Source organism: Cellvibrio sp. PSBB023 (assembly GCF_002007605.1).
Lineage (GTDB): Bacteria > Pseudomonadota > Gammaproteobacteria > Pseudomonadales > Cellvibrionaceae > Cellvibrio.
On sequence record NZ_CP019799.1, the window covers coordinates 4,118,598 to 4,137,500 of the forward strand.

The window sequence follows — 18,903 nt, forward strand, 5'->3', positions numbered from 1 at the left end:
CGGTTTTTGGCAAATCATCAATAGCCAGAAACACATCACTAGAGGTTTTTTAATGAAAGATGTTTTTGACCTGAGCGCACAGGTGCCGATCCAGATGAGCGGCATGCGCTTCGACCAGATCGCCTCGGAGTTGTTCCCTGACTTTTCCCGCTCGCGTTTGCAGAGTTGGATTAAAGATGGCCAACTCAAGGTGGATGGCCGTGTCGCCAAGCCGAAAGACAAGTTGATCGGCGGCGAACAGTTGGAATTAAAGGCTGAGCTTGAGGCTCAGGGCGAGTGGGAACCGGAAGAAATCACGCTTGATATCGTTCATGAAGATGACGACCTGATTATTATCAACAAACAGGCAGGGTTAGTGGTTCACCCGGCGGCGGGCAACTATACCGGCACTCTGGTTAATGCGCTGCTTAACCACATTCCCGGCCTGATCAACCTGCCCCGTGCAGGCATTGTGCATCGCTTGGACAAGGAAACCACCGGCTTGATGGTGATTGCCAAAACCCTGGAAGCCCATACCGATCTGGTTGAGCAGTTGTCCGATCGCACTGTGAGCCGTGAATACGAAGCGGTGGCCGTTGGTGCCATGACCGGCGGTGGCACTGTGGATGCTCCCATGGGGCGCCATCCTATCCAGCGCAAACTCATGGCAGTGCTCAGCGCGGGCGGTAAACGTGCAGTCACTCATTATCGCGTGGCCAAGCGCTATCCCCATCACACCCATATCCGGGTGAAGCTGGAAACAGGGCGCACCCATCAAATTCGTGTGCACATGGCGCATATTGGCCACCCGCTGGTGGGCGATCAAACCTACGGCAATCGCTTCAAGATCCCCAAGGGGGCCAACCAGCATTTGGTCGATGCCTTGAAAAGTTTCCCGCGTCAGGCGCTACATGCCTATAAATTAGGGTTGGAGCACCCGGGTACAGGCGAGTACACCGAGTGGACAGCACCGATTCCGGAAGATTTTAAAAATCTGCTGGCGGCGCTGGATCAGGGTTATATCCGCGACGATGAATAAGCCAGCCAATAATTGGCAGGCGCTGGGCTGGATCGCACCGGACTGGCCTGCACCCGCCAATGTGCACAGTTGCATTACTACCCGTGATGGCGGAACCAGTCTGCCGCCTTATGCCAGTAATAATCTTGGTTTGCACGTGGGCGACGATGCCCGGGCGGTTGCGCGCAACCGCGAGCAGCTGTCCGCACACTTGGGATTGCAAAATACTCCTCAATGGTTGGAGCAAATCCACGGCATAAAAGTGGTGGATGCACAAAGTGATGGCCTGGTGCGAACTGCCGATGGCAGTTACACCGCGCAGTCTGGCATTGCGTGTTTGGTGATGACCGCCGACTGCTTGCCCATTTTATTGTGCGATAAACAAGGCACCCAAGTGGCTGCACTGCATTGTGGTTGGCGCAGTTTGGCGGGCGGCATTTGTGAGCGAGGGCTGGAAAAATTCAGCGGCGCGCGCGCGGACCTACTCGCCTATCTTGGCCCGGCAATTTCGCAAGCACATTTTGAAGTGGGCGTAGATGTGTTGGAGGCATTTTTTGCCGTAGCGCGCAATCCCATACATGCCGATGAGATCGCAACCGCGTTTACACCCGGTGCCCGTCCCCTGCATTTTTATGCGGATATTTATGCGCTGGCTCGCGCCGAGCTCAAGGCATTGGGGGTGACGGCTGTTTATGGTGGCGGTGAATGCACTTTTGGAGATGAGGCGCGTTTCTTCTCTTACCGGCGCGACAAGACAACCGGGCGCATGGCCAGTTTGATCTGGCTGGAATAAAAATAATCACCAACTGAATCTGTTTTCCCTTGAGGCTTGTCCAATTGTGAAGAGGCCTGGCTTCGGGCTATGCTGTTTGTCGTATGACTGTACGTCTATTTATTATTCGCTATTTGGCCATTCCATCCACCATCAGGAGTTTTCATGGATCTCGATCAAATTGAAAAATTGAACGACCTCAAACAAAAAGGATTAATCACCGAGGAGGAGTATCAGCAGGCCAAGGCCCGCATTCTGGGCGCGCAATCCAGCACTGACCAGCCACACACCATCCTGCAAACCAATAATTACGACTACGCGTTGGTGTTGCACCTCACCCAGTTTTGTTCATGGCTGGTTCCCTTCTTGGGGTTGCTGGTGCCGCTCATTATGTGGCAATCCAAAAAAGACGATCCCTACATCAATGAGCAGGGCAAAGTCGTGATGAACTGGATTTTCAGCTCAATGATCTACTTTGTTGTGAGCTTGCTGCTGTGCCTGATCGTTGTAGGCTTTTTCCTGATCGCAATACTGTTTGTTTGTTCGATTGTGTTTACCGTGATGGGCGCCATGGATGCAAACAAAGGTGTTATTAAAAACTATCCGCTCACGATCAAATTTTTTGATGTGAAAGAAACACCACGGGTGATATCCCCGCAAAATTGATGTAGCGCAAGCATTTCTGCTCTATCTGCATTAAACCCGTCAAGCAGGCCGTCGCCTGCTTGAAATCGCCCCGTCTGCCCCCACGTCTGCTTCAACCGAGTCACCTGTCACGACACGTTTTGTTCGCAGAGGTAAACCATGCGCATTGACCGCTTAACCAATCAATTACAAGTTGCTCTTTCTGATGCCCAGTCCATCGCACTGGGGCAGGATCATAGCCAACTGGATACCAGCCATTTACTGCTTGCCATGATCGATCAAAAAGGCGCTGCCAGTGTTCGTTCGCTGTTGAGTCAGGCCGGATTTGATGTGGCAGGCTTGCGCACCGCCTTGAATGAAGTGGTGGAAAACCTGCCGCAAATTAAAAACCCGACTGGCGAAGTCACCATGTCGGCGGAGCTGGTGAAGTTGCTCAATCTGGCAGATCGCCATGCCCAAAAAGTCGGCGATAAATTTGTCTCCAGCGATTCAGTGCTGTTGGTATTAATGAATGAAATGCAAGGTGCTGTACCCGAATTGCTAAAGAAATTTGGCAATGCACAGCGTTTGCAACAAGCCATTCAAAAAGTGCGCGGCGGTGAAAAAGTGGAAGATGCCGATTCCGAGGGTAATCGTCAGGCCCTGGAAAAATATACCGTGGATTTAACCGCCCGCGCCGAAGAGGGTAAGCTTGACCCGGTGATTGGTCGTGACGATGAAATTCGTCGCACAATTCAAGTATTGCAGCGCCGTACCAAAAATAACCCGGTATTAATTGGTGAGCCGGGTGTAGGTAAAACCGCGATTGTCGAGGGCTTGGCCCAGCGTATTGTGAATGGTGAGGTACCGGAAGGCCTGAAAAACAAACGCCTGCTCGCACTCGATTTGGGTGGTCTGCTGGCCGGTGCCAAATTTCGCGGCGACTTTGAAGAGCGCTTGAAATCCGTCATTAATGAACTGGGCAAACAAGAAGGCCGGGTTATTTTATTTATCGATGAAATTCACACCATGGTGGGGGCCGGTAAAGCGGAAGGTGCTATGGATGCAGGCAATATGTTAAAGCCTGCGTTGGCGCGCGGTGAGTTGCACTGCGTGGGTGCAACCACACTCGATGAATATCGTAAATACATTGAAAAAGATGCGGCGTTGGAGCGTCGCTTCCAAAAAGTGCAAGTGGATGAACCCAACGAATCAGATACCATCGCGATATTGCGCGGTTTGAAAGAGCGCTATGAAGTGCATCATGGTGTAGATATCACCGATTCGGCCATTATCGCCGCGGCAAAGTTGTCCCAGCGTTACATTACCGATCGTCAGCTTCCCGACAAAGCCATCGACTTGATCGACGAAGCGGCAAGCCGTATCCGTATGGAAATTGACTCCAAGCCGGAGGAAATGGATCGTCTGGAGCGCCGCCTGATTCAGTTCAAAATTGAGCGCGAAGCGGTGCGAAAAGATGAAGACGAAGCAAGTAAAAAACGCTTGGCAAAACTCGATCAGGATATCGATAAAGTTGAACGCGAGTTAAATGATCTGGAAGAAATCTGGCGTGCGGAAAAAGCAGCCTTGCAAGGCTCGCAAGAAATTAAAAGTCAGTTGGAGCAGGCGCGTCTGGAGTTGGATGAGAAGCGACGTAAAGGCGATCTGGCACGCATGAGCGAGCTGCAATACGGCATTATTCCGCAGTTGGAAAAGCAATTAGATATGGCAAGCCAAGCCGAAATGATGGAAATGAAATTGCTGCGCAATAAAGTCACGGAAGAGGAAATTGCCGAAGTGGTTTCCAAGTGGACAGGTATTCCCGTGTCCAAAATGTTAGAAGGGGAGCGTGAAAAGTTATTGCGCATGGAAGAGTCGCTGCATAAGCGGGTAATTGGTCAGGATGAAGCTGTCGTCGCGGTTGCCAATGCGGTACGTCGTTCGCGCGCTGGCTTGTCGGATGCCAATCGCCCCAATGGCTCATTTCTATTTTTAGGGCCAACGGGCGTAGGCAAAACGGAGCTGTGTAAATCTCTCGCCGAGTTTTTATTCGATACAACCGATGCCATGGTGCGTATCGATATGTCGGAGTTTATGGAGAAGCATTCAGTTGCCCGTTTGATTGGTGCACCACCCGGTTATGTGGGCTATGAAGAGGGCGGTTACTTAACCGAAACTGTGCGCCGCAAGCCCTATTCAGTTGTTTTGCTCGATGAAGTGGAAAAGGCGCATCCCGATGTGTTCAACATTTTGTTGCAAGTATTGGATGATGGTCGTCTGACTGATGGACAGGGCCGCACCGTTGATTTTCGCAACACTGTCATTGTCATGACTTCCAATTTAGGTTCGGATCGTATTCAGGAATTGGCCGAGGATCGGTCCTTTGATACCGTTAGTTTCGATACCTCAGTGACAGCGGAGATGAACAACTCACTGAATAATGAAAATCGCTACAACGCCATGAAAGAAGCGGTGATGGAAGTCGTAGGCAATCACTTTCGTCCGGAATTTATTAACCGTATTGATGAGGTTGTGGTATTTCATCCGCTAGGTCGCGAGCAAATTCGCGGCATTGCTGACATCCAGTTGGAGTTGTTGCGCAGGCGTTTGGCGGAACGCGAACTGAGTTTGGAATTGGATGACAATGTGATGAATAAACTGGCCAGTGTTGGTTTTGATCCTGTTTACGGTGCGCGTCCTTTGAAACGCGCCATCCAGCAGTTGATTGAAAACCCCTTGGCGCAGGATATTCTCAGTGGCAAGTTTTTACCGGGTGCCATTATCCATGGGAAATTATTGGGCGATAAAATTGTGTTTGATCCCAAGCGTCTCAACTGACGATGCGAATAAAAAACGGCCGCCCATTAGGCGGCCGTTTTTTTACAAGGTGTTAAGATTATTTTGCCGCTTTGCGACGGCTCCAACCCAGTGCAGCCAACATTAAACCCAGCAGGGTCAATGATGACGGCTCAGGTACCCCCACAGGGGTATCAGCAAAGGATTTGGCTTCAATAAAAATCCAGGAGTCCAATACTGCGTCACCCGCATCCGCAATCGCAAATTCCATGGTGTGAAGGCCTGCGCTCAATCCTTTCAGTGTGATCTGCAAACTCTTGGTAAAACCATCCATTTGGGTGTTGTAGATGCCGGTTGTGTTATCTACAAACAGACCGCTGTTTTGCGATGTGTTGATAGTGTTGATGGTGATGGGGTCGCCAGAGCCTGGTGTTAATGCAACGTTTACACCGTCAACAAAGAAACCAAAAACATCGTTATAGCTGCTGTTAACCCACTCCAAATATTCTTCTGAACCAAAAACAAAATTGAAGAACAGGTCGCCACCAGTGCCGCCATTAAATTCAAAGTCGAATTTAAGGATGCTGGCATTGAAGGTGGTGAATCCAGAGATATCGGTCAGCGGTGCATAACCCGCCGCTCCATTATCAGTGCCAGCGCCATTAGTGGTATTAGGGCCGATAGCGTTAGTGGCTTGGCCGGTGGAAAGCACTATGCCCTTATCAATCGCAAGGCCTGCGCTATTGCCGCCGGTGAAGGTTCCCGATGCGCCATCAGCGCCGCTGTAGTTGACATTGCTGATGCTGATACCGGAACCCAGAATGGTGTTGGCAAGTGCAGTACCATTATTTTCAGGGTTGATAACTAATGCGTTGGCAGCACTGCTGAGTGCCATTGCGGTGATAAAACTTGCAGTAATGAATGAAGTCTTCATGTCATATTTTCCTTTAATAAACAAAGTGTAAGCTGGAGTTTTCCCTAGCAGCTTCGATTTGGCAGATTTTATGCCAAGTGGAAAAAAGCCTTTTGAATCAAAAAGATGGCTGATGTGTAATCGGCTGTAATTGTAAATTTAGTCGACAGTAGTTGGCGCCATCAGAATATAGTGGGGATATAAAAACGCCGGGGGATACCCCGGCGTCAGTGCAGTGTTAAAAAGGGATAGGCTATTCGCAGGCTTCGTCAATAATGGTTTGCATGGTGGTGCGTTGGGTTGCCTTATCTTCTTCCGTTAGTGTGCGCATATTGCCATCTTCACCGGCCACCCTGATCCGCGCTACGGTATTGAGCAGCTCCAGATTTTTGCGCGCGGTGTTGCAGCGTTCAGGATCTATATCTTTGGTATTTGTATTCGCCGTGGGCGCTGTGGTGCCAGTTGTATTCTGTGCTGGTGTCGCGGCAACAGGTGTTGGCTCGCTGTGGCCGGTGCGGGTTTTAATTAGGGTTGCCTGTGAGTCCTTAGGTGGGCGCTCACCGTAATGCACAACACCTTTTTCATCGGTCCAGGTATATACCTTGTCTTTGGCTGCCAATGCATTGCCAGCAGACAGGGCGAGTGCGCAGGCGCTGATCATGCCAATCAAGAAGTTTTTGTTCATCTATCTGCCCTTATTCCAAGTGTGGCCGAGTAATGGCATCAACTATAGCCCTTATGTCTGGCGAGTGAAACTGCGTGCCCGAAAACTGTGAGCAAACGCAAGTGAGGTGACCGGCGCTTGGGTGTTAAGGCTGGTGCCAGTTAAAAAATGAACAAAAACGGCGTAATTTCTTGACTTTGTTGCGTATCTTGGGAGAATTACCGCTCCGCTAGATGGCTTGCAGTTGCCCCTAAGCTTGGGCGTTTCGCTGCTTCCCGCCAAGTCACCCTCTTGGCGACCCATCTAATGGCGATGCTCCTACCAGAGCATCACCTTAGAAAACCGTTGTTTACCTGCACGGTTTTCGCTGATCCGATCCTGACCTTGCCGGGTTTTGATCGTGGATCATTCACGGTGTTGGCCTGCCCTAAGTGCCAGCACTTTCCAGTGTGATCGTTGCCAACAACCTTTTTCATATTGCGGCAAAGACGCACGCGCATTATTTGCGATCCATATCCTAAAAGGGGAATTATTGTGGAAATGCTTTCAGGCGGAGATATGCTCATCCGCGCTCTGAAAGACGAAGGCGTTGAGTACGTTTTCGGCTATCCGGGCGGCGCGGCACTGCATATTTACGATGCCATCTTTCGTCAAAAAGACGTTAAACACATTCTTGTTCGCCACGAACAAGCGGCCACCCATGCTGCCGACGGTTACGCGCGCGCGACCGGCAAAGTGGGCACTGTACTGGTGACTTCCGGCCCAGGCGCGACCAATGCCATTACTGGTATTGCGACGGCCTATATGGATTCTATTCCGATGGTAGTTATCTCCGGCCAGGTGCAAAGCCACCTGATTGGTGAAGATGCCTTCCAGGAAACCGACATGGTGGGTATCTCCCGCCCGATCGTAAAACACAGTTTTATGATCAAACACGCCAGCGAAATTCCTGAAGTAGTGAAAAAGGCGTATTACATTGCGGCCACCGGTCGTCCTGGCCCCGTGGTAATCGATGTACCTAAAGACCTGACTCACCCAGCTTATACCTTCCCTTATTCTTATCCAGAGAAGGTCAAGCTTCGCTCTTATACACCAGCGACTCGCGGTCACTCAGGCCAGATCAAAAAAGCAGTGCAATTACTGCTCGGCGCCAAGCGTCCGATGATCTATTCCGGTGGCGGTGTAGTGCAGGGCAATGCCTCGCACCTGCTGAAAGAATTGGTGGATTTACTGAATTACCCTGTGACCAATACCCTGATGGGCTTGGGCGCTTATCCTGGCACCGGTAAAAACTTCCTCGGTATGCTTGGTATGCACGGCACCTATGAAGCCAACACCGCTATGCATCACAGCGATGTAATCCTCGCCGTGGGTGCACGTTTTGATGACCGTGTTACCAACACCGTCAGCAAGTTCTGCCCGAACGCCAAAATTATCCATATCGATATAGATCCAGCTTCTATTTCCAAAACAGTGGTTGCCGATGTGCCCATCGTTGGTGCAGTGGATAACGTACTGAGTGAAATGCTCAGCATCATTAAAGACGGCGATGAAAAGCCCGATGCGCAGGCTATTGCCAGTTGGTGGGAGCAAATTAACGAATGGCGCGAGCGTCACGGTTTGTACACCAAAAATCGTTTCGATACCTCAAGCGATAAAATCAAACCGCAAGAAGTTATACAGGCGATTTGGGAAGTCACCAAAGGTGATGCTTACGTCACCTCCGATGTTGGCCAGCACCAAATGTTTACCGCGCAATATTATTTGTTCGATAAACCGCGTCGTTGGATTAACTCCGGTGGTCTCGGCACTATGGGCTTCGGTTTGCCCGCGGCCATGGGCGTACAAATGGCAGAGCGCGATGCGACTGTAGTGTGCGTTACTGGTGAAGGTTCCATTCAAATGTGTATTCAGGAGTTGTCTACCTGTACGCAATATCACTTGCCGGTAAAAGTGATTTGTTTGAATAACCAGGCGCTCGGCATGGTTCGCCAATGGCAAGACATGCAGTACTCCAGCCGCTACGCTGAAAGTCTGTATGAAGACTCACTGCCGGATTTCATAAAATTAGCAGAAGCTTACGGTCATGTTGGTATTCGTGTGACCAAAAAAGAAGAGCTGAAAGCGAAATTGGCGGAGTGTTTTGCACTGAAAGATCGTGTGGTATTTATGGATATCATGGTCGATCAATCTGAACACGTTTACCCAATGCAAGTTGCGCCCAATGGTTCCATGCGCGATATGTTGTTAAGCAAAACGGAGCGCACCTGATATGAGACGCATCATTTCTGTATTAGTTGAAAACGCTCCTGGCGCTTTGTCTCGCGTAGTAGGTTTGTTTTCCCAGCGCGGTTACAACATTGAAAGCCTGACTGTTGCACCGACGGAAGATGAAACCCTGTCGCGCTTAACGCTGACAACGCTGGGCGATGATCACAAAATCGAGCAAATCACCAAGCACCTCAATAAATTAATTGATGTGGTTAAGTTGGTGGATTTGACTGAGGGTTCGCATATCGAACGCGAACTCATGCTGATCAAAGTCAAAGCATCCGGCGCACAGCGCGCAGAAGTAAAACGCTGCGTGGATATTTTCCGCGGTCAAATCGTGGATGTCACCAGCACCCTCTACACCATCCAAATCACCGGTGCGAGCGACAAGCTCGATGCATTTTTACAAGCTGTCGGTGATGCGTCCATCATCGAAGTGGTCCGCACCGGAGTGTGCGGTATTTCGCGCGGTGAGAAAGTATTGAGTTTGTAAGTGCTTTTTGTTTGTATGATAAAGGCCGATGCTCGTGAGGGTGTCGGCCTTTTTTATACATCTAAGGTCAATCTATGGGTAATGTATTACCGCATAAGTAATGGAATAGGTTTTCAGGGTGATGCGCGACTTTATTTTAAATTGTAATCTTTTCGAAATTGCCGGTGTTGGGCTCGCTTTTTTTGGCGGAATTTATTTACTGTTTGGCATATTGAACCTGATGCTAACCCAACAATTGCTACCACGTCTTAATATCGGCTGCCAGCTTGATCCGCGCCCGCTGGGGGATGGACAGTTGCGGAGGGAGTTGTTGTTGTCTGCAAGCTCGATTGGCATTTTTGGGGTAGGGATGATTTTTCCGTGGGGATTACTGCAGCTGGGTTGGGCTGAGTTGGCGGTAAATCCTTCCGGGTTACAAATCGGGCTGGAAATTTTTGTGTTGATTATCTGGAATGAAATCCATTTTTATATCAACCATTGGTTGTTGCACACACGCTGGTTGCGCCGCTTTCATTTGCCCCATCATCGCTCAGTGGTGACGACACCTTGGTCAACCTATGCATTTCATCCGGTTGAGGCGATGATGCTGGGCAATGTGATTTTATTGCCCATGATGGTGCATGATTTTAGTGTCTATGCACTTTTCTCCGTACCCTTGTTTAGTTTGTTGTTCAACAGCATCGGCCATTCGAATTTTGATTTTAATCCCCGTTCGCCTCGCGTTATTTTTAACGGTGCGCGTCGCCATCATTTGCATCATGCCTGTTTTAATGGCAACTACGGTTTTATGTTTCCCTTTATGGATTGGATTTTTAAAACTGCCTTGCCTGCAGATGCCGCGGATAAACAAATCAATCGTTGGCGAGTGCGCTAACTTTTATGCGTAACTGGCGCGATTGGCAGAGCATCGTCTATTTGCTGGTGTTGCCATTGTTGGTTCTGTGGCAATGGCAGCAGGAATTCAGTTGGCCGCTGTACTTGCTGGAATTATTTTTAACGCTAGGTGTGGGGGTGATTCACCATAACCATACCCATTTGCGTATCTGGACTTCTCGCCGGTTAAATCGTTTTACGGATTTATGGATTACCCTTTTGCAGGGTCATCCGACCTTTGTGTTTTATCCTTCCCATATTGCCAATCATCATCGCTACCAGCACGGTGAGCGGGACATAACCCGCACCTATCGTTTTAACACGCCAGGTGCACGTGGCGACACTAATCATCTGCTGGGATATTTGCTGCATCCACTGCAGGCGATTGCAGTGCTGTATCCGGAATTTATCGTTTATTTAAAGCGTCGTTATAAATTCCAGCGCGCCTACTTTTATTATTGTGTGTTGCAGTATCTTCTCGTTATGGGTTTGTGGCTGGCGTTGGCGATAATTGATTGGGAAAAATGGTTGGTGCTAGTGCTAATCCCGCAGTTGCATGGTCTTCATTGGTTGCTGGCGACGAACTATCTCCAGCATGCACATGCCGATGGCTCAGGCAAAAATTTACACTTTGCACGCAATTTTTATGGTTTGCTTAACCCGCTGTTATTTAATATCGGGTTACATACCGCACATCACCAGCATCCGCGCGCCCATTGGGCAGAGTTGACGCAATTGCATCAACATTATGCAGCACAGGTTCACCCTGAGTTGCATGAAAAAAGTTTATTGCGCTATATGCTGCGCACTTATTTACTGGCATTGCTGCAGCCACGTTGGCGCAGCCGCTCGCTTCATAACAAGGACTAATTTATGCCCACCCGTTTTAATCGTGTTTATCTTCAGTCGGCGGGATATCACCTGCCAGGCGAGCCGGTCAATAATCAGGAGATGGATGATTTTATTGCACCGATTAATCGCATATCTCTGCGCATCAAAAATAAAATTCTGGCGGAAAACGGTATCCAAACTCGCCATTACGCGATTGATAAAAATGGCGAGACAGTGACTTCGCATACGCAGCTTGCGGCCAATGCCATTCACGATTGTTTGGCGCGCGCCAACGCGAGTTTAAGTGATGTGAGTTTGCTTGCGGTGGGCTCATCGGGAAGCGATGCATTGATTCCGGGTTTTGCGGCTATGGTGCAAGGTGAGTTGGGTGCGCCGCCGATGGAAACCTTATCGAGCCTAGGTGTGTGTGCCGCCGGTATTTCTGCACTGGCTTATGCGGCGCAATCGGTTGAACTTGGGGCGCATCAGCAAGCATTGGTTGCAACTGCTGAAATGCCATCGCGTATTTTCAAAAAAAGCCGCTTTGCCCCGCGCGGTTATAGCAGCGATTTTGATGCGCATTTTTTGCGTTGGATGTTATCAGACGGCGCTGGCGCAGTTTTGCTTACTGATGCACCACAAGCAAAAAACGGTGTGCGCTTAAAAATAAACTGGATCCATCAAAAAAGTTTTGCTGGCGATTATCCTGTTTGTATGCAACTTGGTTTAACGGAAGATCGTAGCAAATCCTTTCTCGATTTTCCCTCATCCAGCGAGGCGGAAGCGGCGGGTGCGCTTTCACTGCGGCAGGATATTCGCCTGCTGCCGCATTTGTTTGATGTAAGCATCCACGAATACGTAAAGCTGGTGCGCGATGGTTGGGTGGCTTCAGACGAGATTGATCATTTCCTCTGTCATTACTCATCTGCACGTTTTATTCCGGTGGTGGAAGAACTCTTGGATAAAGCAGGTTTAACGATTCCGCGCGAGCGCTGGTACAGTAATTTAACTACGCGTGGTAATACCGGTTCGGCATCCATTTTTATTATGCTCGCTGAATTTCTCGATACGCATCAGGTTAAACCGGGCGAGAAAATATTTTGTTTTATTCCTGAATCGGGCCGTATGACGGCGGCTTACATGTTGATTGAAGTGGAAGCGGCCAATGCGCCTTTGGTTGCTGATCTTACTCCCATAAATAATTCGATAACGTCAGAAAAAACCGCGCTGCCAGATATCGCCGCACCTCATGATCCACGATCTGCTCCTCAGCATTTACAAGACGTGTTAACGACGCTTGCGGGTATCTGGCACGACTATCGTTCGCAAGTATGGCGTAGCCCGGTTATCCACAAATTGGTGAGCCAGCAATTTGCGTTGGACGATTATCGACATTGGACTGCGCAATGGGTGCCGCAAGTGCGCGAGGGCAGTAAGTGGATGCGCGAAGCCGTTGCATCGCTCACGGGTAGCTATGCTGATCTGGCGGCATTAATTGAAACTCACGCCGGCGAAGAGCAAAACGATTTTAACATTTTGTATGACGATTATTGCGCGGCAGGTGGCACTGAACCGCTGAATAATTTGCGTCGCAATCCCGGTGGCGAAGCATTGAATAGCTATTTGCATTCGCTCGCCGCGACGAAAAATCCTATCGGATTATTGGGCGCGATTTATATTATTGAAGGTACTGGCCAGCGTATCGTGCCCGCGCTCTTGCCTTTGCTGCGCAAACAAGTGGATTTGCCTGCAAGTGCATTTCGCTTTTTGGAATACCACGGTGCGAATGATGAGCATCACCTCGCGCGCTGGTTGGCGGCAGTTGAACTGGTGATGGCGATCGATCCTAAGGCCGCAAACGCAATTATCACCACTGCCAAGCGCACGGCACAACTATATCTCATGCAGTTCGAACATATTCTGGAGTCATAGCAAATGGATAATGTAGAAAAAACAGAAAAGCTGCCAAAATTTTTGCAAACGGAATTTGATCCGCGCGACCCCAGTCCTTGGCTCGCGTTGTATTTGGATCAAAGTACGCCGCTGCCGGATCATGTTAAAAAGGCGTGGCTCGCTGATTCGGAAACACCCTCGCGCCAATTCCTGTTGCCCTTTGTGCGCCCGATTGCACGCACGCTGATTGTATTAATCCAGATTGTTAAAGTGGTGGTGCCACGCAATTGGGCGGCATCCAAACTGCTGCATTGGATTCTCGCTACCGGTTTGAAATATTTTGTTCGCCCGGAGGCTAACTGGTTAGTGTTACGCCATTTTCATATGGGCGCACAGATTCTGGAATTTATTGCTGCCAACGCACCAGTTGTAGTCGAAACCTCTCCGCTCAAGCCAATGAATCTGGACGATTTAAAAGATGAGCTTTTTTTAAAACACGATTTGAATTTATTTAATTTTGTGATTCGTTTAGGTAAGGCACTGCGCGATGCTAATAAAAAATTGACACCCGTCGCGCAACCCGATTTTAGTATGATCAAAGAACCAGAAATAACTCTGGATTCTATGCCGCGTGGAAAGCTCAACGGAATAGATTTACAAACGGCTATTGAAATGTTTACGCCTACCTACCAGCTATTCTTAACCGACAACGATTTCTGGCGCGCATCCAATTCTTTGCAACTGGATGAAACCATCGGTTTGTATGTGGCGACGATTTTAAATTCGCCGCAACATTTGGTGCTGCTGAATAACAAGCACCCACTGGTACCTATGAGCACTTTGCGCGCAGGCTATCGTTTGGTGCTGCACGGTTTATCAACCGAGATGCTGCATGCGTTATTGATGGATTTGAAACAGCAGCACATGCACCAGGATACTTAATAGGGCCGCGGCGCGGTTTTGGGTGCCTATTGCTTTATGACAATTATTTTTATTAAAGTACTTTATTTTATAAAGTAATTGTTATACATTGCTCTTATTGCCACATACGGGGTGTTCGGTTCATCTGTTGAACTGAGCGCAGGTTGGCAAGGAATTGTTCATCTGGAGAAGAGCATGGCTGATTTGTCGCGGTTAAAGGCTGATGTTGATTTTATGAAAACGCTGGCTGCGGAAGGGGCGCAGGTACCCTTGACTGCTGGTTTGCCGTTGTTTCTGGCGGGTGTGATTTTTGGCGCTGCGGCCTTGTTGCATTATGCCAGTGTGTCATTCGCTGTATTTGATGGAATATCTACGCTGTCAATCTGGGGTGGCGCACTCTTGTTGTACGCCCTTTGGGGGATAGGTTGGGGAATGAAAAATCGTGCAGCGTTTAAGGTTCAGGGAAATAAAAACCGTGTGGTGGGAACGGTTTGGGCGGGAATTGGTTTCTCAATTTTTCTCTTTAGTGTGACTCTGGCGATCATTAGTTATCGCTTACAAAATTCCCAGTTGGGCGTGTTTATGATGCCTGTGGTGTTGGGGCTGTATGGGCTAGGTTGGATTATCACTGCAGAAGTCTCTGCGCAGCGTTGGATGGCCTTGGTTGGTGTGGGGTGTTTTGTTGTTGTGCCGCTCATCGCCTGGTTGTCATTGCGCCCTGAGCAATTGCTTGTATATGCCTTGGCTTTGATTGGCTCGGCGTTGATACCTGGGTGGTTATTAATGGCGAAAGAGAAAATGGTGACATGAGCGATCTTTTCTCACTCGACTCGGTTGATGATGTTATCCATGGCCGCTTGCGGCTTGGTGTCATGGCCTACCTGATCAACGTGGGTGATACCGATTTCGCGCAGTTAAAAGCCAAGACTGCCGCAACCGATGGCAATCTGTCTGTTCAGTTGCGCAAGCTTGAGGAGGCCGGTTATATCGAGATCGCCAAAAGTTTTGTCGGTAAAAAAACGGTGACGGGTGTGCAATTGACCGAGCAGGGTAGGCAGGCGTTTATCCGCTATTTGGAAAATATGCAGCGTTTGATCAATGAGGCATCCCTTATTCGCGATGAGAATTAAGCTGTTTAGATATGAAAGATATATTTTCGCTCATCGATTTTTCCGCTCCCTCGCATGAAGTTGCGCCACAATTAATCGGTGCGCAATTTTTTGTGAATGGTGTGGGCGGAATTATTGTGGAAGTTGAAGCGTACGACCAAGCCGAACCCGCGTCCCACACATTCTCTGGTCCCAGCGTGCGCAATGCCTCCATGTTTGGCCCGCCGGGTCGCGCTTATGTTTATCGCTCATACGGCATTCACTGGTGTTTGAATTTTGTGTGTGCGCCAGACGGTCATGGTGCAGGCGTTTTAATTCGCGCGATCCAGCCCACGCAGGGGTTGGATATTATGCGCGAACGCCGTGGCGTAGCGGTTGAGAGATTGCTCTGTTCCGGTCCCGGGCGAGTCGGTCAGGCATTGGACATTGTGCATGCCTTTAATGGGCGATCCCTCACCCAAACACCTTTCAAGTTATTGCCCGCTATTGCCCCGGTCGATGTGGTTCATGGGCCACGTATTGGTATATCCAAAGCGATGGATCTGCCCTGGCGATTTTGCTTGGCTGGCTCTCCATTTCTTAGTAAGCCTTTGTCGAAATAGTGGGCGGCAACCTTCTCTGCTGAAAATTTTTTAACTCATTGTGAATGGGATAAAAGTTTCCTCGATATGATTCGAATCATTCTGGTGATTACTTCATTAAGTCACTGATTATTTACGTTACATTCCATCTTATTTTTATAATCCGAAAAATTCATAAATAAATTAAAAAATCAAATACAAAAGTTAATGTCGCTGAAATTTCTGTTCATGAAATTTTTCATTCGAATTATTAATAATTTCGCCATTTTTTCTAATACCTGAAGATGTTTTTTGTTAAATTCCTGGCGCATTTGATTGCCCTCTCCCACGCAATGTGAACGGCTTTGAATAGGCTGTAGGATACGTCGACACAGTGCAAAAAATTAATTTACAGTGTTAAGGATGGTTACTATGTCAAAGATAAAGCAAAACTTACTTGCATCTTCGATGCTGATATCAACGCTGCTGCTTGCAGCGCAGGCCAATGCGTTAACCTGCAGCACCAGTGCTGATAGTTGGAACAATGGTTATGTTGTGAATGTAACGGTTCTCAATGATGGCACTGCTCCCGTTAATGGCTGGCAAGTGGCGCTCAATTTTAATCAAGGTCCTGGCGTTACTGGCTCGTGGAATGCGACCTTATCCACTTCGGGCAACACCGTTACTGCTTCTAATGTTGGTTGGAATGGCAATATTGGTGTAGGCCAAAGCGTAGGCTTTGGGTTTCAGGGAACACATAGCGGTAATTTTACAAAGCCCACCTGTACCGTTGGTGGGAACTCGGGCGGAACGCCATCGTCTAGCGTAAGTTCATCAAGCAGTGTCGCACCTCAACAACCTTCATCAGTGTCTTCCAGCTCTGTCCAAACCGGCGCTCGCAACGCCATTACTGTTCGTGCACTGGGTACAACGGGGAGTGAATCTATCACTCTCAGGGTGGGTGGTACGGCAGTGCAGTCATGGACGCTCAGCACTACCATGAACAACTACACCGCAGAAACGGCGTTGGTCGGCGATGTGGTTGTTGCCTTTACCAATGATGATGGTGGCAATGCAGACGTACGTATCGATTATGTCAACGTTAATGGCGTAACCCGACAGGCAGAAGACCAGTTAGAAAACACCGGGGCTTGGGGGAATAATCGTTGCGGCGGTGGCGCACCGAGCGAATGGTTACATTGCGAAGGTTATATCAATTTCGGTAGCGTCACCGGTGAGCCTGGTTCAAGCAGTTCTTCGATTTCGAGCAGATCTTCAACCTCTAGCAGTTCGTCATCTGGTGGTACTGGTACTGGTGCCGGTTCTGCTGGCTGTGGTGCCCCGGCTAAATTAACCAATGGGCGTCGTACCATTAACGTTAACGGATTGAATCGCGAATACGTGTTGGATATCCCGAGCAATTACAACCAGAACAATCCCTACAAGTTGGTCTTCGGTTGGCACTGGCGTGGTGGTAGTGCGAACGATGTTGTAGGTCAAGGCTACTACGGCATGAAAAGCCTCTCTAATAACAGTGCGATTTTCGTGGCGCCTGATCGTGCCGCCGGCACCGACGGATGGACAAATGCCAATGGCCGCGACATGGCTTTCTTGCAGTCGATGCTAACCCAGCTGAAGTCATCTCTGTGTATCGACGAAAGTCGTATCTTCTCTACCGGCTGGAGTTACGGTGGCATGATGTCACTTGCAGTGGGGCGCGAGTTGCCAAGCATCTTCCGTGCTATCGCGCCTGTATCAGGTGCCTTCTTGACGCCTCATGTGGATAGTGGTTCGGCGACTGCGGCCTGGATTGCGCACGGCACTAGCGACAATGTGGTAAGCCATAGCTCTGGTAGTCAAGCCCGTGATGCTTATCTCAGGGCTAACGGTTGCTCTAACACGACTGTGCCGGTACAACCATCCCCCTGTGTGGAGTACCAAAACTGCTCATCGGGTAAACCTGTTGTCTGGTGTTCGTTCAACGGTGGACATACTCAACCGTCGTTCTACAGCTCCGGCGCATGGAACTTCTTTAATCGCTTCTAGTGGCGGTGATAGTAGGCTGATAAAAATGGCGCTCTTCGGGGCGCTATTTTTTTGCGTTGCTTGATATAGGCTTGGCTTATTGCAGTTGAGTCCAGAATGCGGCGACGATCGGACTTTTCAATCGTTTTTCCATCACACAGAGCCCGGTATCGTAGGGGCCCAAATCCGGTTGCGGATCAAAGCGTTTTACTTTGTTGGCGAGAGGGCTGTTATCCACCACAATTTGCGGCGCAACGCCCACGCCGAATCCCAGGCTCACCATGCTTACAATCGCCTCGTTCCCTTTCACCTCCGCATAAATATTGGGTTTGATGCCGAGTGAGTCGAACCAGATATTTAATCGCTCCCGCGCCAAGCCTTCTTCGGGGATGATCACCGGGATTTCTTCCCAGTTTTTCCCTTGCCAGTCTTCATTGTTTGCGGTGATAAAAATCAACGGTGAACTGTTGATGGGTTTGAAGCTGATGCCGGCGGGTAATTTGTCCGGTTTGGCGGCGATAGCGATATCTTCATCGCCTGCCAGAATCCGCTCAATCGACTGTGCAGGGTCGCCGGTGTGGAGTTTGATCGCAATACCGGGATGTTTAACGCGGAATTCGGTGAGGATTTCATAAAGAAAGCTGTAACTGGCGGTTACCGAGCAATAGATGCTGAGTTGACCGCGCAGTTGATCGGCCTGCGCGAGCAGGGATTCTTGATAGGTCTCCCACTGCTGGATGACTTCTTTGGCAAACCCTAAAAACTGTTCACCTTCATGGGTGAGTATCACCGAGCGATTGTCGCGTACAAAGAGGCTCACGCCTAAATCGTCCTCAAGCTGCTTGATGTTGCGGCTGAGTGTTGACGGGCTCACATGACTGGCATTGGCGGCACGGCCAAAATGCAGGCTGCTGGCGAGATTACAAAACAGTCGGAGTTTGGTGATGTCCATGATTGGTGATTAATAACCTTGTTGCATAAACTGAAACATTGAATTGCGAATATATCATTTTACGCGATGCGGGTGTTTCTCTACACTGGCGGCCTTTTATCCAAGTCGCCTTGTGATTTCTTATTTCTGGGCGGTAATCATCCCAACAGGAGTCTGTTATGCACGTTTATTACGATAAAGATGCTGATCTTTCTATTATCCAAGGCAAA

General features: G+C 49.2%; 18 protein-coding genes (1 of these 18 cut by a window edge). 15 read left to right on the forward strand and 3 right to left on the reverse strand.

Features of this window, described 5'->3' with window-relative positions:
- Window positions 1-52: 52 nt before the first annotated feature.
- The 4 genes from rluD to clpB all read left to right on the forward strand — a co-directional run bounded on the left by rluD (window position 53) and on the right by clpB (window position 5,231).
- On the forward strand, window positions 53-1,018 hold the full coding sequence (rluD, locus tag B0D95_RS17715; RefSeq protein WP_078045132.1) for a 23S rRNA pseudouridine(1911/1915/1917) synthase RluD: 966 nt from the start codon (window positions 53-55) through the stop codon (window positions 1,016-1,018).
- Complete coding sequence (gene pgeF / locus B0D95_RS17720) at window positions 1,011-1,790, forward strand: peptidoglycan editing factor PgeF (protein ID WP_078045133.1); 780 nt, start codon at window positions 1,011-1,013, stop codon at window positions 1,788-1,790. The genes rluD and pgeF overlap by 8 nt, the downstream gene beginning before the upstream one ends.
- Before the next feature lie 144 nt (window positions 1,791-1,934).
- The gene (locus B0D95_RS17725; protein ID WP_078045134.1) at window positions 1,935-2,435 is read left to right on the forward strand and encodes a DUF4870 domain-containing protein; all 501 of its coding nucleotides are present in this window, start codon (window positions 1,935-1,937) and stop codon (window positions 2,433-2,435) included.
- 138 nt (window positions 2,436-2,573) lie between these two features.
- The gene (gene clpB, locus B0D95_RS17730) at window positions 2,574-5,231 is read left to right on the forward strand and encodes an ATP-dependent chaperone ClpB (protein WP_078045135.1); all 2,658 of its coding nucleotides are present in this window, start codon (window positions 2,574-2,576) and stop codon (window positions 5,229-5,231) included.
- Between the two features lie 58 nt (window positions 5,232-5,289).
- Here the strand turns inward: clpB and B0D95_RS17735 are convergent, their stop codons facing one another.
- On the reverse strand, window positions 5,290-6,123 hold the full coding sequence (locus tag B0D95_RS17735; RefSeq protein WP_078045136.1) for a choice-of-anchor L family PEP-CTERM protein: 834 nt from the start codon (window positions 6,121-6,123) through the stop codon (window positions 5,290-5,292).
- 232 nt (window positions 6,124-6,355) lie between these two features.
- Window positions 6,356-6,787 (reverse strand): DUF4124 domain-containing protein, encoded by a 432-nt coding sequence (locus tag B0D95_RS17740; protein ID WP_078045137.1) that lies wholly within the window; start codon window positions 6,785-6,787, stop codon window positions 6,356-6,358.
- Window positions 6,788-7,300: 513 nt separating this feature from the next.
- On the opposite strand from B0D95_RS17740, the gene B0D95_RS17745 reads away from it, so the two are divergent.
- From B0D95_RS17745 to B0D95_RS17790, 10 genes are all read left to right on the forward strand, one after another.
- Entirely contained in the window at window positions 7,301-9,037 is a 1,737-nt protein-coding gene (locus B0D95_RS17745) for an acetolactate synthase 3 large subunit (RefSeq protein ID WP_078045138.1), read from the forward strand.
- Window position 9,038: 1 nt separating this feature from the next.
- Window positions 9,039-9,530: an acetolactate synthase small subunit gene (gene ilvN, locus B0D95_RS17750; protein ID WP_062061070.1), complete on the forward strand. Its 492-nt coding sequence runs from the start codon at window positions 9,039-9,041 to the stop codon at window positions 9,528-9,530.
- A gap of 121 nt (window positions 9,531-9,651) precedes the next feature.
- On the forward strand, window positions 9,652-10,404 hold the full coding sequence (locus B0D95_RS17755; RefSeq protein ID WP_078045139.1) for a sterol desaturase family protein: 753 nt from the start codon (window positions 9,652-9,654) through the stop codon (window positions 10,402-10,404).
- A gap of 5 nt (window positions 10,405-10,409) precedes the next feature.
- Window positions 10,410-11,273, forward strand: a complete 864-nt coding sequence (locus tag B0D95_RS17760) for a fatty acid desaturase (protein WP_078045140.1) — start codon at window positions 10,410-10,412, stop codon at window positions 11,271-11,273.
- A 3-nt stretch (window positions 11,274-11,276) separates the two neighbouring features.
- Window positions 11,277-13,166, forward strand: coding sequence for a StlD/DarB family beta-ketosynthase (locus B0D95_RS17765; protein WP_078045141.1), 1,890 nt, complete (start codon window positions 11,277-11,279; stop codon window positions 13,164-13,166).
- Between the two features lie 3 nt (window positions 13,167-13,169).
- The gene (locus tag B0D95_RS17770; protein WP_078045142.1) at window positions 13,170-14,069 is read left to right on the forward strand and encodes a hypothetical protein; all 900 of its coding nucleotides are present in this window, start codon (window positions 13,170-13,172) and stop codon (window positions 14,067-14,069) included.
- A gap of 174 nt (window positions 14,070-14,243) precedes the next feature.
- The gene (locus B0D95_RS17775; RefSeq protein WP_078045143.1) at window positions 14,244-14,858 is read left to right on the forward strand and encodes a hypothetical protein; all 615 of its coding nucleotides are present in this window, start codon (window positions 14,244-14,246) and stop codon (window positions 14,856-14,858) included.
- A complete protein-coding gene (locus B0D95_RS17780; protein WP_078045144.1) occupies window positions 14,855-15,178 on the forward strand; it encodes a transcriptional regulator in 324 nt (107 codons plus the stop codon). Before B0D95_RS17775 ends, B0D95_RS17780 begins: the two co-directional genes overlap by 4 nt.
- A gap of 11 nt (window positions 15,179-15,189) precedes the next feature.
- Window positions 15,190-15,759 (forward strand): DNA-3-methyladenine glycosylase, encoded by a 570-nt coding sequence (locus tag B0D95_RS17785; RefSeq protein ID WP_078045145.1) that lies wholly within the window; start codon window positions 15,190-15,192, stop codon window positions 15,757-15,759.
- 390 nt (window positions 15,760-16,149) lie between these two features.
- A complete protein-coding gene (locus B0D95_RS17790; RefSeq protein WP_168172477.1) occupies window positions 16,150-17,763 on the forward strand; it encodes a cellulose binding domain-containing protein in 1,614 nt (537 codons plus the stop codon).
- Between the two features lie 76 nt (window positions 17,764-17,839).
- Here B0D95_RS17790 and ilvY read toward each other — a convergent pair whose 3' ends face one another.
- Window positions 17,840-18,694, reverse strand: a complete 855-nt coding sequence (ilvY, locus tag B0D95_RS17795; protein WP_078045147.1) for an HTH-type transcriptional activator IlvY — start codon at window positions 18,692-18,694, stop codon at window positions 17,840-17,842.
- A gap of 158 nt (window positions 18,695-18,852) precedes the next feature.
- On the opposite strand from ilvY, the gene ilvC reads away from it, so the two are divergent.
- A protein-coding gene (ilvC, locus tag B0D95_RS17800) for a ketol-acid reductoisomerase (RefSeq protein WP_078045148.1) crosses the window boundary here: on the forward strand, window positions 18,853-18,903 show its beginning. 966 nt of this gene lie beyond the right edge of the window; only the first 51 of its 1,017 coding nucleotides appear in the window; the start codon lies at window positions 18,853-18,855; its stop codon lies beyond the right edge, outside the window.

Bases quoted from the DNA above. Each gene is read 5' to 3' on its own strand.
- rluD (WP_078045132.1), top strand. From the start codon at position 53: ATGAAAGATGTTTTTGACCTGAGCGCACAGGTGCCGATCCAGATGAGC.
- pgeF (WP_078045133.1), top strand. From the start codon at position 1,011: ATGAATAAGCCAGCCAATAATTGGCAGGCGCTGGGCTGGATCGCACCG.
- B0D95_RS17725 (WP_078045134.1), top strand. From the start codon at position 1,935: ATGGATCTCGATCAAATTGAAAAATTGAACGACCTCAAACAAAAAGGA.
- clpB (WP_078045135.1), top strand. From the start codon at position 2,574: ATGCGCATTGACCGCTTAACCAATCAATTACAAGTTGCTCTTTCTGAT.
- B0D95_RS17735 (WP_078045136.1), bottom strand. From the start codon at position 6,123: ATGAAGACTTCATTCATTACTGCAAGTTTTATCACCGCAATGGCACTC.
- B0D95_RS17740 (WP_078045137.1), bottom strand. From the start codon at position 6,787: ATGAACAAAAACTTCTTGATTGGCATGATCAGCGCCTGCGCACTCGCC.
- ilvN (WP_062061070.1), top strand. From the start codon at position 9,039: ATGAGACGCATCATTTCTGTATTAGTTGAAAACGCTCCTGGCGCTTTG.
- B0D95_RS17755 (WP_078045139.1), top strand. From the start codon at position 9,652: ATGCGCGACTTTATTTTAAATTGTAATCTTTTCGAAATTGCCGGTGTT.
- B0D95_RS17760 (WP_078045140.1), top strand. From the start codon at position 10,410: ATGCGTAACTGGCGCGATTGGCAGAGCATCGTCTATTTGCTGGTGTTG.
- B0D95_RS17765 (WP_078045141.1), top strand. From the start codon at position 11,277: ATGCCCACCCGTTTTAATCGTGTTTATCTTCAGTCGGCGGGATATCAC.
- B0D95_RS17770 (WP_078045142.1), top strand. From the start codon at position 13,170: ATGGATAATGTAGAAAAAACAGAAAAGCTGCCAAAATTTTTGCAAACG.
- B0D95_RS17775 (WP_078045143.1), top strand. From the start codon at position 14,244: ATGGCTGATTTGTCGCGGTTAAAGGCTGATGTTGATTTTATGAAAACG.
- B0D95_RS17780 (WP_078045144.1), top strand. From the start codon at position 14,855: ATGAGCGATCTTTTCTCACTCGACTCGGTTGATGATGTTATCCATGGC.
- B0D95_RS17785 (WP_078045145.1), top strand. From the start codon at position 15,190: ATGAAAGATATATTTTCGCTCATCGATTTTTCCGCTCCCTCGCATGAA.
- B0D95_RS17790 (WP_168172477.1), top strand. From the start codon at position 16,150: ATGTCAAAGATAAAGCAAAACTTACTTGCATCTTCGATGCTGATATCA.
- ilvY (WP_078045147.1), bottom strand. From the start codon at position 18,694: ATGGACATCACCAAACTCCGACTGTTTTGTAATCTCGCCAGCAGCCTG.